This window comes from Chloroflexota bacterium, assembly GCA_020850535.1.
Taxonomy (GTDB): Bacteria; Chloroflexota; UBA6077; order UBA6077; family JACCZL01; genus JADZEM01.
The window spans coordinates 1-13,994 of record JADZEM010000125.1; the positions used below are offsets into that span (position 1 = coordinate 1).

12 protein-coding genes and 2 tRNA genes are annotated in these 13,994 nt (G+C 67.1%); 9 read left to right on the top strand and 5 right to left on the bottom strand.

Translation table 11 applies throughout. The features are described 5' to 3' along the window. Positions 1–275 precede the first annotated feature (275 nt). From IT306_18415 to IT306_18445, 7 genes are all read left to right on the top strand, one after another. Positions 276–352, top strand: a tRNA-Glu gene (locus tag IT306_18415). Between the two features lie 137 nt (positions 353–489). After that, entirely contained in the window at positions 490–669 is a 180-nt protein-coding gene (locus IT306_18420; GenBank protein ID MCC7370406.1) for a twin-arginine translocase TatA/TatE family subunit, read from the top strand. A gap of 7 nt (positions 670–676) precedes the next feature. Next, the gene (locus IT306_18425; GenBank protein ID MCC7370407.1) at positions 677–1,318 is read left to right on the top strand and encodes a molybdenum cofactor guanylyltransferase; all 642 of its coding nucleotides are present in this window, start codon (positions 677–679) and stop codon (positions 1,316–1,318) included. A gap of 146 nt (positions 1,319–1,464) precedes the next feature. Next, entirely contained in the window at positions 1,465–4,596 is a 3,132-nt protein-coding gene (locus IT306_18430; protein ID MCC7370408.1) for an isoleucine--tRNA ligase, read from the top strand. A 47-nt stretch (positions 4,597–4,643) separates the two neighbouring features. Continuing rightward, complete coding sequence (gene lspA / locus IT306_18435) at positions 4,644–5,147, top strand: signal peptidase II (GenBank protein MCC7370409.1); 504 nt, start codon at positions 4,644–4,646, stop codon at positions 5,145–5,147. After that, positions 5,140–6,381, top strand: a complete 1,242-nt coding sequence (locus IT306_18440) for an RluA family pseudouridine synthase (protein MCC7370410.1) — start codon at positions 5,140–5,142, stop codon at positions 6,379–6,381. The genes lspA and IT306_18440 overlap by 8 nt, the downstream gene beginning before the upstream one ends. After that, positions 6,378–7,850, top strand: a complete 1,473-nt coding sequence (locus tag IT306_18445) for a glutamate--tRNA ligase (GenBank protein ID MCC7370411.1) — start codon at positions 6,378–6,380, stop codon at positions 7,848–7,850. The genes IT306_18440 and IT306_18445 overlap by 4 nt, the downstream gene beginning before the upstream one ends. A gap of 461 nt (positions 7,851–8,311) precedes the next feature. Here IT306_18445 and IT306_18450 read toward each other — a convergent pair whose 3' ends face one another. After that, positions 8,312–8,572, bottom strand: a complete 261-nt coding sequence (locus IT306_18450) for a hypothetical protein (GenBank protein MCC7370412.1) — start codon at positions 8,570–8,572, stop codon at positions 8,312–8,314. 86 nt (positions 8,573–8,658) lie between these two features. Between IT306_18450 and IT306_18455 the strand changes: the two genes are divergently transcribed. Further along, on the top strand, positions 8,659–9,063 hold the full coding sequence (locus IT306_18455; GenBank protein ID MCC7370413.1) for a VOC family protein: 405 nt from the start codon (positions 8,659–8,661) through the stop codon (positions 9,061–9,063). Between the two features lie 82 nt (positions 9,064–9,145). Here the strand turns inward: IT306_18455 and IT306_18460 are convergent, their stop codons facing one another. After that, positions 9,146–9,865 carry a hypothetical protein gene (locus IT306_18460; protein ID MCC7370414.1) on the bottom strand — a complete coding sequence of 240 codons (720 nt, stop codon included), beginning with the start codon at positions 9,863–9,865 and terminating at the stop codon, positions 9,146–9,148. 283 nt (positions 9,866–10,148) lie between these two features. Here IT306_18460 and IT306_18465 point away from each other — a divergent pair. Further along, a tRNA-Gln gene (locus IT306_18465) sits at positions 10,149–10,222 on the top strand. Between the two features lie 131 nt (positions 10,223–10,353). Here IT306_18465 and IT306_18470 read toward each other — a convergent pair. The 3 genes from IT306_18470 to IT306_18480 all read right to left on the bottom strand — a co-directional run bounded on the left by IT306_18470 (position 10,354) and on the right by IT306_18480 (position 13,933). Continuing rightward, positions 10,354–11,715 carry a UDP-glucose/GDP-mannose dehydrogenase family protein gene (locus IT306_18470; GenBank protein MCC7370415.1) on the bottom strand — a complete coding sequence of 454 codons (1,362 nt, stop codon included), beginning with the start codon at positions 11,713–11,715 and terminating at the stop codon, positions 10,354–10,356. 107 nt (positions 11,716–11,822) lie between these two features. Next, entirely contained in the window at positions 11,823–12,830 is a 1,008-nt protein-coding gene (locus IT306_18475; protein ID MCC7370416.1) for a flippase-like domain-containing protein, read from the bottom strand. 35 nt (positions 12,831–12,865) lie between these two features. Continuing rightward, positions 12,866–13,933, bottom strand: a complete 1,068-nt coding sequence (locus tag IT306_18480; GenBank protein ID MCC7370417.1) for a flippase-like domain-containing protein — start codon at positions 13,931–13,933, stop codon at positions 12,866–12,868. Positions 13,934–13,994: the final 61 nt, after the last annotated feature.

Consider the following 13,994-nt stretch of genomic DNA (forward strand, 5'->3'; position numbering starts at 1 on the left):
ATGTTGATGTCGTCGTGCCGCCGCGTCGGGGCTTGAAAGCCCCGCCTACCATCCTGCAGTCGCTGCGCGACGCTCCAGGCTCGCCAGCCCCGGCCGTTCCCGACGGCCGTCGCGCAGCGACGGCGTGACTGTAGGCGGGGACTTCAGTCCCCGACCGCCCGTTCCATGATGCTCCGGGTACACCAATGTACAGGCAATCGCCCTGAGCGACGTTCCCAAGACCTTGCCGGATCGGGTCGCAACTGCCTATACTCACGTTTGCCGCAAGTGCACCTGCCGCGTTCGTCTAGCGGCCCAGGACACCGCCCTCTCAAGGCGGAGACCACGGGTTCGAATCCCGTACGCGGTACCACCGAGGCCCGAGCACATGCTCGGGCCTCAACTGTTTTCACGCAGCGAGGGTGTCGGCCGCCCGCCCGCTTCGGCCTGCCAGCTTTGGCGGCTTCGGCTGCCGTGGCAGTATCCTTCTCCCTGCTGAGGAGGGACATGATGCCGCAGCTTGGCCTCTTCGAGTTCCTGATCATCCTCGTGATATTCATGATCTTCTTCGGCGCCGGGAAGCTCGGCGATCTCGGCGGGGCAGTCAACCGGGGCATCCGTCTCTTCAAGGAGAACGCCGGCTTCGGTGCGTCCGCGAAGAAGGACGACGACAAGCAGTTGAAGGCCTAGCCTCGGGATGTCGTCGACGCCAGTCGAATCGCTGACGCTCGCGATCCTGGCCGGTGGCCGAGGCTCCCGGATGGGCGGCGTGGATAAGGCGTCGCTGGTCGTCGGCGGGCGCACGCTGCTGGAGCGCCAGCTTGCGACGGCCGGCCCGTTGGCATCCGAGATCATCATCGTGGCGAACGACGACGTGCTGGCCGGCGACAGCCGCTATCGCGTGATTCGCGACCCTGACCCGCATGCTGGCGTCTTGCCCGCCCTGCTGGCGGCGCTCGACGCGGCCACCGCGCCGGCCCTGCTCCTGCTCGCCTGCGACATGCCGTTCGTGCACCGCTCGGTCTGCGAGCTGCTGCTGGAGCTGCTGGAGCACCACGACGCCGTCGTGCCGGACGTTGGCGGCCACCTCCAGCCGATGCTGGCGGCCTACCGCGTCGAGAGCTGCCGCGCAGCCATCCGGGCGGCGCTCGAGCGGGGCGACCGCCGTATGATCTCCTTCCTGGACGATGTCTCCTCGTTCACGGTCTCCGAAGCAGCGTTGGCGATGGTGACCAACAATGTCGAACGCTCCTTCTTCAATGTGAACACCCCCGAAGACCTGGCCGCGGCCCAGGAGATCTACGCCGAGACACTGCACGCCTACGGGCTGCGCGGGTAGCCGCTCGTTCGTTGCGGGGCCGATTCTGGCCCTGATAGCATTCGCGAAAGCGCCGCTTCCCGGGCGTTCGATGTCCCGTGTCCTGTATCGGCGTCTGCTCCTGATCCGCCTCTCTGCGGACCCTCGGCCCGGAGGATGGTCGCCTCGTGTATCAGCCAGTTCCTAGCTCCGTCGATTTCCCGGCGCTCGAGCGCGACATTCTCGCATTCTGGGAGCAGTCGCGGGCCTTCGAGAAGCTTGTCGAGAAGAACCAGCACGGCCCGCGCTGGTCGTTCATCGACGGCCCGATCACCGCGAACAACCCGATGGGCGTGCACCATGCCTGGGGCCGTACCTACAAGGACGTCTACCAGCGCTACTACGCCATGCAGGGGTATCACCAGCGGTACCAGAACGGCTTCGACTGCCAGGGCCTCTGGGTTGAGGTCGAAGTCGAGAAGCAGCTCGGCTTCAACTCCAAGCGCGAGATCGAGGAGTACGGCCTCGACAAGTTCTCCGAGGAGTGCAAGGCCCGCATCCTCCGCTATGCCGACGTGATCTCGAAGCAGTCGGTCAGGCTCGGCCAGTGGATGCACTGGGACGACTCCTACTACACGCACACCGACAACAACATCGAGCACATCTGGCACTTCCTGAAGACGTGTCACGAGAAGGGCTGGCTCTACAAGGGCTCGCGCTCGATGCCCTGGTGCATCCGCTGCGGGACCGGCCTCTCCCAGCACGAGCTGGTCGGCACCGACTCGTACCGCGAACTGACCCACACGTCGGTCTACCTGGCGCTGCCCATCGTCGGCCGGCCGGGCGAGCACTTCCTGGTCTGGACGACGACCCCCTGGACGTTGCCGGCCAACGTGGCGCTGGCGGTAAACCCCGAGCTTGAGTACGTCAAGATCAGGCAGGGCGACAGCGTCTACTACCTCTCCCCGAAGACGACCGGCTTCCTCAAGGGCAAGTACGAGGAGCTGGACCGCGTGTCTGGGGCGGACCTTGTCGGACTGACCTTCCGCAGCCCGTTCGAGGAGCTGGCGGCGCAGGCGGGCGTCGCGCACCCGGTCATCGCCTGGGAGGACGTCGGCGAGGAAGAGGGCACGGGCGTCGTCCATATCGCGCCAGGCTGCGGCGCGGAGGACTATGAGCTGTCGAAGACGCGCGGCATCGCCGTCATCACGCCGATCAACGAGGCCGGCATCTACGTCGATGGCTTCGGCGAGCTGTCCGGCCACAGCATCCGCGAGACCAACCCGGCCATCTTCGACAGCCTGAAGTCGAAGGGGCTGCTCCACACGACCCAGGAGTACCAGCACCGGTATCCGTGCTGCTGGCGCTGCGGCGAGGAGCTGGCGTTCCGGCTGGCCGACGAGTGGTTCATCAGCGCCGACGAGATCCGCCCGATGATGAAGGCGGCGTCGGACGCCGTGAACTGGGTGCCAGCATCCGGCGGCAAGCGGATGGACGACTGGCTCAACAACATGGGCGACTGGAATATCAGTCGGAAGCGGTACTGGGGGCTGCCCCTGCCGTTCTACCCGTGCGCCTGCGGCAAGCTGAACGTGATCGGGTCGCGGGCGGAGCTGAACGCGCGCGCCACCGGCGGCCTGGACGGTCTCAAGGAGCTGCACCGGCCGTGGATCGACGACGTCAAGATCCGCTGCGAGCAGTGCAACGGCGAGATCAGGCGCGTCCTCGAAGTCGGCGATGCGTGGCTCGACGCCGGCATCGTGCCGTTCTCGACGCTCAACTACCTGCACAAGCCTGACGAGTGGGCGCAGTGGTACCCGGCCAACTTCATCACCGAGATGCGCGAGCAGATCCGGCTCTGGTTCTACAGCATGCTCTTCATGAGCGTGACCCTCAAGAACCAGTCGCCGTATCAGAGCGTGCTCGCCTTCGAGAAGCTGATGGACGAGAGCGGCAAGCCGATGCACAAGAGCCTCGGCAACGCCATCTGGTTCGACGATGCTGCCGAGCGCATGGGCGCGGACCCGATGCGCTGGCTGTACTGCGCGCAGAACGTCCAGTCCAACCTGAACTTCGGGTTTGGGCCAGCCGAAGAGGTCAAGCGGAAGCTGCTGGTGCTCTGGAACGTCTACAGCTTCTTCGTGACGTACGCCCGCATCGACGGGTTCAACCCGAAGAACGGCGTCCCGTCGCTGGCCGAGCGCTCCCTGCTGGACCGCTGGATCATCTCGCGCCTCAACAGCGTCATCGGGGAGGTCCGGCAGGGACTGGACCGGATCGACGCGGCCGGGCCGACCCGCGTGGTGCAGGCGTTCATCGACGACCTCTCGACCTGGTACGTGCGGCTCTCGCGGCGGCGCTTCTGGCGCGCGGCCGACGACGGCGACAAGCGGGCCGCGATGGCGACCCTCCACGAGGTGCTGACCACGCTCTCGCGGGTGCTCGCGCCGTTCCTGCCGTTCCTCTCCGAGGCGCTGTACCAGAACCTCGTGCGGGCGCTCGACAGCAGCGCGCCGGAGAGCGTCCACCACACGGAGTATCCGACCGTCGATCGGGCGGCCGTCGACGTGGCGCTGGAACGGCAGGTGGAAGTCTCCCGGCGGCTGGTCGGGCTGGGGCGGGCGGCCCGGGTCCAAGCCAGCATCAAGGTGCGGCAGCCGCTGGCCCTGGCGCGCGTCGGCGCGCCGGCCGACGCTCCGGTCCTGCCCGTCGAGCTGCGCGAGGAGATCGAGCGCGAGCTGAACGTGGAGCAGGTGGTCCTCGGCGGCGACGTGAGCGACGCCGTCGCGCACGTGGTCCAGGCGAAGCCGGCCCTGATCGGCCCGCGCCTCGGCAAGAAGGTACAGGACGTGATCAAGGCCCTCCGCAACGGCGAGCAGACCGTCCGTTCGGATGGCTCCGTCGAGGTGGCCGGCGAGATGCTGACGCCCGACGAGGTGACCATCACGACGAAGGCGAAGGCCGGCTTCGCAGCGGCCGAGGCCGACGGATACACCCTGGTGCTGGACACGCGGCTCACACCCGATCTGCTCCAGGCGGGTCTCGCCCGCGAGCTGGTGCACCGCATCCAGACGATGCGGAAGGATGCCGGCTTCGAGGTCGAGGATCGGATCGTCACGCACTTCGCGGCGGACGGCGAGCTGGCCTCGGTCTTCGAGCGGTTCGGCAACTACATCAAGCAGGAGACGCTGTCCGTCTCGCTGGCGGCAGACGGCGATGGCAGCGATGGCAGCGATGGCGGGCACGACTGGAGCGGCCAGATCGAGGGCGAGTCGGTCAGCCTGCGAGTTGCGCGCGCGGCGACGGCGACGCGCTCGTGAGCTGGCTGGACCTCTTCGGCGGCGACCGCTCCGAGCAGCCGGCCGGCCTGTTCTCGCGGCGGACGCTCACGTTCGCCGCGACGGCGCTCTCGGTGATCGCTCTGGACCGTTGGACGAAGCAGCTGGCCATCGATCACCTGCTGGAGTCCGGCGTCCGCTCGATCCCGCTGCTGGGGGACATCGTCAAGCTGACCTACGTCGAGAATCGAGGCGCGGCGTTCGGCGTGCTCCAGAACCAGACGGCATTCTTCGTGCTGGTCGGCGTGATCGTGATCTCGGTCATCATCGCGTCGTACCGGTACATCCCGGAGCCGTCCTGGATCTTGAACCTCTGTCTCGGCCTTCAGATGGGCGGGGCCATCGGCAACCTGATCGACCGCATCCAGGTCGGCTACGTGGTCGACTTCATCGACTTCACCTACTGGCCGGTCTTCAACATCGCGGACTCGGCCATCTGCGTCGGCGTGGCCGGGCTGGCCTACAGCGTCCTGTTTCCGCCCCGCCGGCACCTCCACGACCACGCGCCCGACCCGCGAGCGTCCGATGCCTGATCGACTGCCCGTCAAGCCCGTGCATTTCACCCGCGCCAACGGCATCGAGCACTTCGAGGTGCCGCCCTACGCCAACCGGATGCGGCTGGACGCCTTCCTCGGCAAGTACGGGGAGGGACGGTCGCGGACCGAGTGGGCGCGGCTGATCGAGGATGGCTCGGTCACGGTTGATGGGCGAAGGCTGCGTCCGGGGGACCGCGTCGCGACCGGTCAGCGGGTTCAAGCGGTCACCCGACCGCCCGTGCAGATCGAGCGTCCACAGCCGGCCGCCCAGATCCCGCTCACCATCGTCTACGAAGACCCGGCCATGATCGTGGTGAACAAGCCACCGGGGCTGGTGGTGCATCCCGCCCCCGGCCACGACGACGGTACCCTGGTCAACGCCCTGCTGGCTCGGTTCCCGGACCTGGACGATCCCAGCGGCGAGCATCGCCCGGGCATCGTCCACCGGCTCGACAAGGACACGTCCGGTCTGCTGGTCATCGGCCGGACGACGGCCGCGATGGCGGCCCTCCAGCACCAGTTCAAGGAGCGGCTGGCCGAGAAGCACTACCTGCTGCTGGTGCAGGGCGACATCGCGGAGGCCGAGGCCGCCATCGAAGCGCCCATCGCCCGCGACACGCGTGACCGCAAGCGGATGGCCGCCCGGTCCTCAGGCCGCGAGGCGCGCACCGGCTTCACTGTGCTGGAGCGCTACGGCGACTTCACCCTGGTGGACGCCGACCTCCAGAGCGGACGCACCCATCAGTTGCGCGTCCACTTCCAGTTCATTGGGCACCCGGTGGCTGGCGACCGCACCTACGGCAATGGGCGCGGCCCGAGCGGTCTGCGTCGGCAGTTCGTCCACGCCTGGTCGATGCGAATCCAGTCGCCGCACGACGGCGAGGAGCGGCGGTTCTTCACCGCGCTGCCCGGCGATCTTCGCTCGCCACTCGAACGGCTGCGCTCGATTCGCGGCTTCGGCCCTGAGACGCTGCCGCCGTCCGTACTCGGGGGCAAGAATCCGCCGTCCATCGCCGGTGGCGAGGTCGTGCCGGTGCCCGGTCAGCCGGGTCGGTCGACCGTCTCGCCCGACACTCGGCCCCCAGCGTCGGCCGGCGGGCGCGCTGGCGGCGCGAAGCGCTCGCCCAGAGCCTCCGGCGGCAGCTCCGCCCCCAGCCAATCTGCCGGCGACCGGCGGCCTCCCTGGAGCCGTTCGGCGGCACCCCGTCCGAAGCGAGGCCCACGCCCATGACCGCAGATTCGTCCGACCACGCGGGGCTGGTAAGGCTCCGCATCGCCCCGTCGCCGACCGGCGATCCGCACGTCGGCACGGCGTACATCGCCCTGTTCGACATGGCGTTCGCGCACCGTCACGGCGGCCAGTTCATCCTGCGGATCGAGGACACCGACCGCAATCGTTACGTCGACTCGTCCGAGCAGAACATCTTCGGGATGCTGCACTGGCTCGGGCTGAGCTGGGATGAGGGTCCGGACATCGGCGGGCCGTACGGCCCCTACCGCCAGTCCGAGCGACTGGACACCTACACGGTCTACGCCGACAGGCTCATCGCCGAGGGGCACGCCTACCGCTGCTGGTGCTCGCCCGAGCGCCTGGAGCGCATCCGCAAGGAAGCTCAGGCCCGCAAGGAGCCGTTCAAGTACGACCGCCTCTGCCTGGGCAAGTCTGAGGAGGAGCGGCGTGCGCTTGGCGAGGTGTCCGAGCGGCCGGTCGTCCGGATGCTGGTCCCCGACGACGGCGTGACCGGCTTCGACGACCTGATCCGGGGTCGCATCGAGTTCGAGAACCGGCTGATCGACGACCAGGTGCTGCTGAAGTCGGACGGCTACCCGACCTACCATCTCGCGGTGGTGGTTGACGACTTCATGATGAAGATCACCCACATCACGCGCGGTGAGGAGTGGATCTCCAGCACGCCGAAGCACGTGCTGCTCTACCAGTGGCTCGGCATCCCAACGCCGAAGTTCGCGCACTTCCCGCTGCTCCGCAACGAGAACCGCAGCAAGGTCTCCAAGCGCAAGAACGAGTGGGCGACGCTGAGCTGGTTCCGCGACCAGGGCTTTCTGCCCGAGGCGCTGCTCAACTTCCTGGCGCTGATGGGCTGGTCGATGCCGGACGGCCGCGAGGTCTTCAGCCTTGACGACTTCATCCAGAACGTCGATCTCGACCGCATCAGCCCGACCGGCCCGATCTTCGACCTGAACAAGCTCGACTGGCTCAACGGCCACTACATCCGCCAGATGTCGCTGGCAGAGCTGGCGGAGCGCGTGCGGCCGTTCCTGGAGCGGGCCGGCATCGTCCCGAACGATCCGCCGCTCGAGGCCGTCCTGCCGCTGATCCACGAACGGCTGAAGCGGCTCGGCGAGGCCCCGGAGCTGCTCTCGTTCTTCTACGCCGACGCGCCGACCTACCAGGACGCGCTGCTGGTGCCGAAGGGGCTGGACCGGGCGGTCGCCGCCTCGCTGCTCGCTGACGCCACCGCCGTCATCCGCGACGCCCCGTCGTTCGAGCACACAGCGCTGGAGGCCAGCCTGCGGGAGCTGGCGTCCGCGCGCGGGGTGAAGACGGGCCAACTGTTCATGACGCTGCGCGTGGCAAGCACCTTCAGCAACGTCTCGCCGCCCCTGTTCGAGACGATGCAGGCGCTGGGCCGCGAGCGCGTGCTGAGTCGGCTGGCACTGGCGCAGCGCCGCCTCACGTAGCGCTTCAGGAAGCACCGTGAAGGTCACCGGCCTGGAGACCCTGCACGCCGGCCCGTCCCCATCCGCAGGCGTCCAACGTGATCGTCGATTTGCCCCGAATCCGTGGATTGGCAGCCGGTGACGGCGCATTTTGCGATGTGTTTGCCGTCGAGTGGGTCACGATCCCTGCGAAAGTCGCCAGCCTCGGCTATCTGGATCTGGTAGCTCCGATCACACCTGGTGGAAGTCGAGACTCGGTGCCACGCACGGATTTGGGGACGGACTCATCAGGGCCGACAGGCAGCATGCACGGTCAGCTCCGACGACCACGGTCGGCTGGTCACCAGCGATCTACACGAACGCGACGACGGGATCTACGAGCTCAATCGTCCACTCCAGAGCCGACGTGGATTCTGCCTTCCTTTGGTCTGGGGCGATCACGAAGCCATGACCCCAAAAGGGCATCGCCCGAGTGCCCTCGTTCAAAATGCGCCTGGTCCGCCGCCGATGAAGGTCTGCCAGGGCGTAGCGCAATGATCCAGAACCTGGAACGGCACGGTCACCGCTCCAGGCGCGAGCCGACGTACGTAGAATGCTACAGAAGCTTCGTTGTGTCCCAGGGTGAACGTCGTGTTCCCCACCAAGCCCTGCGACGAGCCAATATCGACCACGGCGTTCGTGAACGTCCCAAAGGCGAGCCGCTCCAGTCGATCCGATGTACCGCCCGGATTGTCGATACTCACCGTTGTGTGCGGCGCCGGGTGCTTTCTCGTGCCGACAGGCCGATCCGAGGCCGCCCACTCGCCGTTCGGAGGTAGCAGTGCCCGCGATGCTGTACAGCGTTGACTTTGACTGTGAACGGCCGTCACGCTTGGCCAGATTCTGGGCGGACGCGCTCGGCTACGTGATGAGACCGTATGACGACGCGGAGATCGAGCGCCTGCGCGCCAAGGGAATCGATGACATCGCCGACGATCCGATCGTGGTCATCGACCCGCCGACAGTGGGCGCGCCGCCGTTCTTCTTCATCAAGGTGCCAGAGCCGAAGACGACCAAGAATCGACTGCATCTCGACATCCTAGCCGAGACCTCGTTGGAAGCAGAGGTCCGTCGCCTGGTTGGGCTCGGGGCGCAAGTGCTGGCGACATACAATGAAGACGGTGAGCACTGGACGACCTTGCTGGACCCGGAGGGTAACGAGTTCTGCGTTGTGGTGAGCAGCGCGTCCGGCTGAGCTTTCCCTTGGTGTGCGTCGCGCCCACGCTGGGCCGGGCGGCAGCTGCGGGGCCGGCTCGAAATGCGACCTCGAGCGGTAACTACGGTGCGGGCTGCGGCTCAGGGGAGGGCGACGATGTCGGTGTGGCCAGCGGCAGCAGGCCCGGCGACGGTGGAGGTTCGAGCCCCAACGCTCGGATCAGGCCACGACTGAGCCTGTCCTTGTCAGCATACTCTTCAGGAGTGACGTAAAGTCCCTTGCTCACCGTCTCGCAGACATGTCGGCCAGGCTCACACATAGCTTCTTGGCCAGCGACATGAGTTGTGATTGACGGCCACACAAAGAGACTCTGAATTGTCTCGGGGGAGACAATAAACACGAACAGCCTGAACGGGCTGATACGGTCACTTGGTCCACTTTCGCCGGCCACGCCGATGTTGGACCGATCGATCCCTGGACGCAGAATCGGCGAATCGAGCGGGCACTCCAGGCCGAGCAGAAGGGGGGCAGGAGTCAATCGGCGCGCCGCCCATTCGGGATAGGCGGCCTCGACCTCGGCCAGGGCCGCGAGGAGCTGGTCCTGCTTCTGATCGGCGGACAACGTCCCCGTTCTGTCGCTGATGCAGATGCCGAACTGCGTGCGCGACGCGACCCGGTACGGCCCGCCGAACTGGGCCAGGGGAGCCGCCGAGATCGGCTCCGGACTCGGCGTGACCACGACGGCGATGCGCGCAAGGTCCACGGCGGGGTACGGCAAGCTGCTGGCCGTGCTGGTCGAGGAGACCGCCACCGCGATCACCACGCCGACCAACGTGACCAAGGCAACCAATCCGGGGCGACCCATGACAAGACGTCGGCGAAGCGTCATCATCTCCTATTGCGAGCTGTGTTTGATTGAACGCCCAGCGCGCCGTCTGGCAGACTGGCTCCTGGCCCAGCGCTGGCCGCTCATGGATTCGGGGTACCGTTGGTAAGCGAGAATGATGTGAGGTCTCGCGGTCAATGTGCGGCACCGTAGCTGGCTCGTCAACCCCTGGGCGACAATCCTCCAACGTCCAACGTTTGTCAGACTGCGCCCGGGCAGCGTATACTGTCTGAGCCGATGCCGAATGGGGTAATGGTAGCCCGGCTGACTCTGGATCAGTTAGTCTAGGTTCGAGTCCTAGTTCGGCAGCCAGCAGGCCGCTTCACAGCTGTGAAGCGGCCTTTTGCTGTCCTCCCGCAGAGCCGTCGGTCCTCTCTGGACAGCAAACGCCCCCGGCCGTCGTGACAGCCGGGGGCGTGGTCTGGAATCCTGAAGGGGGCAGCCTACGCCGAGACGGCTTCCTTCGCGCTGGCGTCCGTCGAGGCGTCGCCGGCGCCGTTGCCGTTCCCGGTCGCGCCGCGACCGATGCAGATGTAGGTCAGGCCAGCGTCCGCCATCGCCTGCTGATCGTACAGGTTGCGGCCATCGACGAAGATCGGCCGGCTCATGACGGAGCGCAACTGTGCCAGGTCGAGTTGTTTGAACTCGTTCCACTCCGTCAGGAGCACCACGGCATCTGCGCCCTGGGCCGTCTCGTAGGCGTCCTGGCAGTACTTGACGTTCTTGAGCGCGCCTTCCTGGGCCTTCTCCATCGCGGCCGGGTCGTAGACCTGGATCTTCGCGCCCTCGCCCTGGAGCAGGTGGATGATCTCGATGGCCGCCGCCTCGCGGAGATCGTCCGTGTTCGGCTTGAACGCCAGCCCCAGGATGCCGATGCGCGTCTCGTCGAGCTTGCCGAGGGCGGCCCGCAGCTTCAGCACGACGCTGCGCCGAGCATCGCGGTTGATCTGGAGGACGGTCCGCAGCAACTGCGGATGGCAGCCGGCGAGATCGGCCATGTGCGCCAACGCCTGCACGTCCTTGGGGAAGCACGAGCCGCCGAAGCCGACGCCAGCGCTCAGGAAGGCCGCGCCGATCCGGGCGTCGAGGCCCATGCCGCGCGCCACCTGGGTGACGTCCGCGCCCATCTTCTCGCAGATCGACGCGATCTCGTTGATGAACGAGATCTTCGTCGCCAGGAAGGCGTTCGAGGCGTACTTGATCATCTCGGCGGTGCGAAGGTCGGTGATCACGACCGGTGCGTTGAGCGCCCGGTACAGGCCAGCCACCTTCTGCGCCGCGGTCGGATCGTCCGCGCCCAGCACGATGCGGTCCGGATTGTTGAAGTCGGCGATGGCCGCGCCCTCGCGCAGGAACTCCGGATTCGAGACGACGGCGGCGGCAACCTTGCCGTAGCGGTCCAGCCGCTCCTGGACCCAGTCGCCGGTGCCGATGGGCATCGTGCTCTTGTTGACGACGATGGCCGGCGTCTCGAGATGCTCGGCGATGGACATGGCCGCCGAGCGGGCGTAGGTCATGTCGGCCTCGCCGGCGGCGCCGGGCGGCGTGTTGACGGCAACGAAGACGAACTCGGTGCCCTTCAGGCCGTCAGCGTAGCTGGTCGTGAAGGAGAGGCGTCCCGCGCGCACGTTGCGCTCTACCACCTCTTCGAGACCCGGCTCGTAGATCGGGATGCCGCCGTTCCGCAGAGTCTCGACCTTGCGCGGGTCGATATCGATGCACGTCACGTTGTTGCCGAGGTCGGCAAAGCACGCGCCGGTCACCAGCCCGACGTATCCTGTCCCTACAACGCTTATCGTGGCCACCCTGTTGTCACCTCGAATCTTACAGCTGCGAAAGGATCGATCTGCCGTGACCGTGGGCGCCACCGGAGCGCCGGAAGCGGCCTGAGATTATACACCCGTGCAACGGGCTACTCGGAAGACGAACTGCCGCGACCCTGCGCCGCCGCTTCGGACACGACAGGATCACCTTTGCGCGACTCGACTCGGCCACGCGCAAGGCCGCGAAATGAGAGGTCTTCCCGAGTCAGCAATGCCAGCCCGGCCACCACCACCGGGAGCAGCAGCGCGGCATGCGTCACCGCCGTGTACGCCACGGCCTTGACGGTGTCCACACCGAACGCTTCCGTCAAGACACTCTGGAGCGCCAGGTCGAACGTACCGACGTAGCCGGGGGCGGACGGCAGCACCGTCACGAGGTTCGCCACCACCATGCCGGCCATCAGGCCAAGCCACCCGGCGTTCAAGTCCAGTGACTCGGCCAGGAAGGCGTAGAGGCCCAACTCGGCCACCCAGCACAATATCGACAGCGGCACGATCTGCAGGACGGCCCGGCCATCTTCGAGCACCCGCAGGCCGTCCACAATCGAGGCAGCCAGCTTGCCGAGCTTCGGGTGCAGGCGCGTCGCCAACCCGATGCCGAAGCCGAACAACGCTTCGAGCAGCGACTTCGGCGTGACGGCGACGATCAGCAGGCCGACCGCGCCAGCCGTCGCCACGCTCGCGCCGGTGATCGCGAGCACCAGCACCCAGCCCTGGATCGGCGCCAGCAGCAACACCAGCGTCAGCAGGCCGCACAGCGCGAAGACGTCGAGCAGCCGCTCGATCAGGATGGTGGCGAGGCTCGACGCGATCGGCACATCGTGGGAGCGCTTGAGCAGGAAGGTCCGCACCAGCTCGCCCAGGCGCAGCGGCAACGAATTGTTGACCGCGAAGCCGATCAAGATCACGCTGAACAGCCGCCAGGTTCCCACCGTCGCAAACGGCGACATCAGCAGCTTCCACCGCCACGCCCGCAGCCAGACCCCGACGAAGTAGACGCCGATGGCCGGCACGATGTAGACCGGGTTCGCGTTGGTCAGCTCGGCCAGCAGCGCTCGTGGGTCGCCCGAGAGACTCAGGAAGATCCCGAACAGCACCAGCCCGAAGGCGATGCCGATGAGCGACCGGGCGTTCAGGAGCGGCCCCCCGTCACGGCGACCTCAGGGCTGGCGTTGCCGTCGCCATCGCTGTCGGCATCACCGTCACCCGACTCGCGCGAAGCCGCCGCGACCGAGCTGAGCGACAGGTGTTCGCGGCCGAAGAAGACCAGCCCGATGGCCGTCACCAGGATGTACTGGATCAGGTGCGCGACGATGGCGACGGCCAGGGCTGGCTCACGCGGGACACCCCAGACTCCCAGCGCGGAGACGGCGAAGAACTGGAACGTCCCGACGTACCCGGGGGCGGCCGGCAGCATGATGCCGAGGTTGACGACCACCAGCATGAAGGCGCAGGCCGCTGCCAGTTGTCCGGGCGACAGTCCCAGGTTGAACGCGCTGGCGACTGCGTAGTAGGCGGCCCACTCGACCGCCCACACCACAACCGACAGCAGCGTCGTGGCCAGGACAACCGACGGGCGGCGCATCGAGCTGAGGCCGCTGACGAACGCGCCGAACGCCCCGACCGCGAACGTACCGATGCGGGCCGGCAGCGGGCGCGCGACCAGCTCCACCATGCGCGCCACCAATTCGTGGCGAAACAGGAGCACGGTGACGCCGACTGCCACGCCTACAAACAGCACAGTGGCGATCCATTCGACCTCCTGGCCCCAGCCCGGCAGATCGATGGACATCGAGAGCAGCAGGATCACCGCAACCAGCGCGAGCCCGTCGAAGACCCGCTCCAGGAAGACGCTCGCCAGGACAAACGTCTTCCGCAGGCCGGTCTGGCGGCGCAGTAAGTAGGCCCGTGCGAACTCGCCGAGGCGGGCCGGCAGCAGATTGTTGGTGGCGAAGCCGATCATCAGGACGCCGAACAACGCTACCAGCGTGCCGGTCGGCGCTCCCGCCAGGATCGCTCGCCAGCGCACCGTTCGCACGACGTACCCGACGAACCAGAGCAACAGGGCGGGCAGCACCAGAACGTAGTTCGCCGTCGAGAGCGCAGCCGCCAGTTGCCCGAAGTCCACCTGACGGAACGCCAGCACCAGGAAGATCAGGGTGACCGCGATGCCGACGTACCGCCCCTTGCCGCGCATCATGGGCGTACCCCGCGCAGTTCCGCTCGCACCTGCTCAGACGCCCCGATCCGACGCCGCGCGG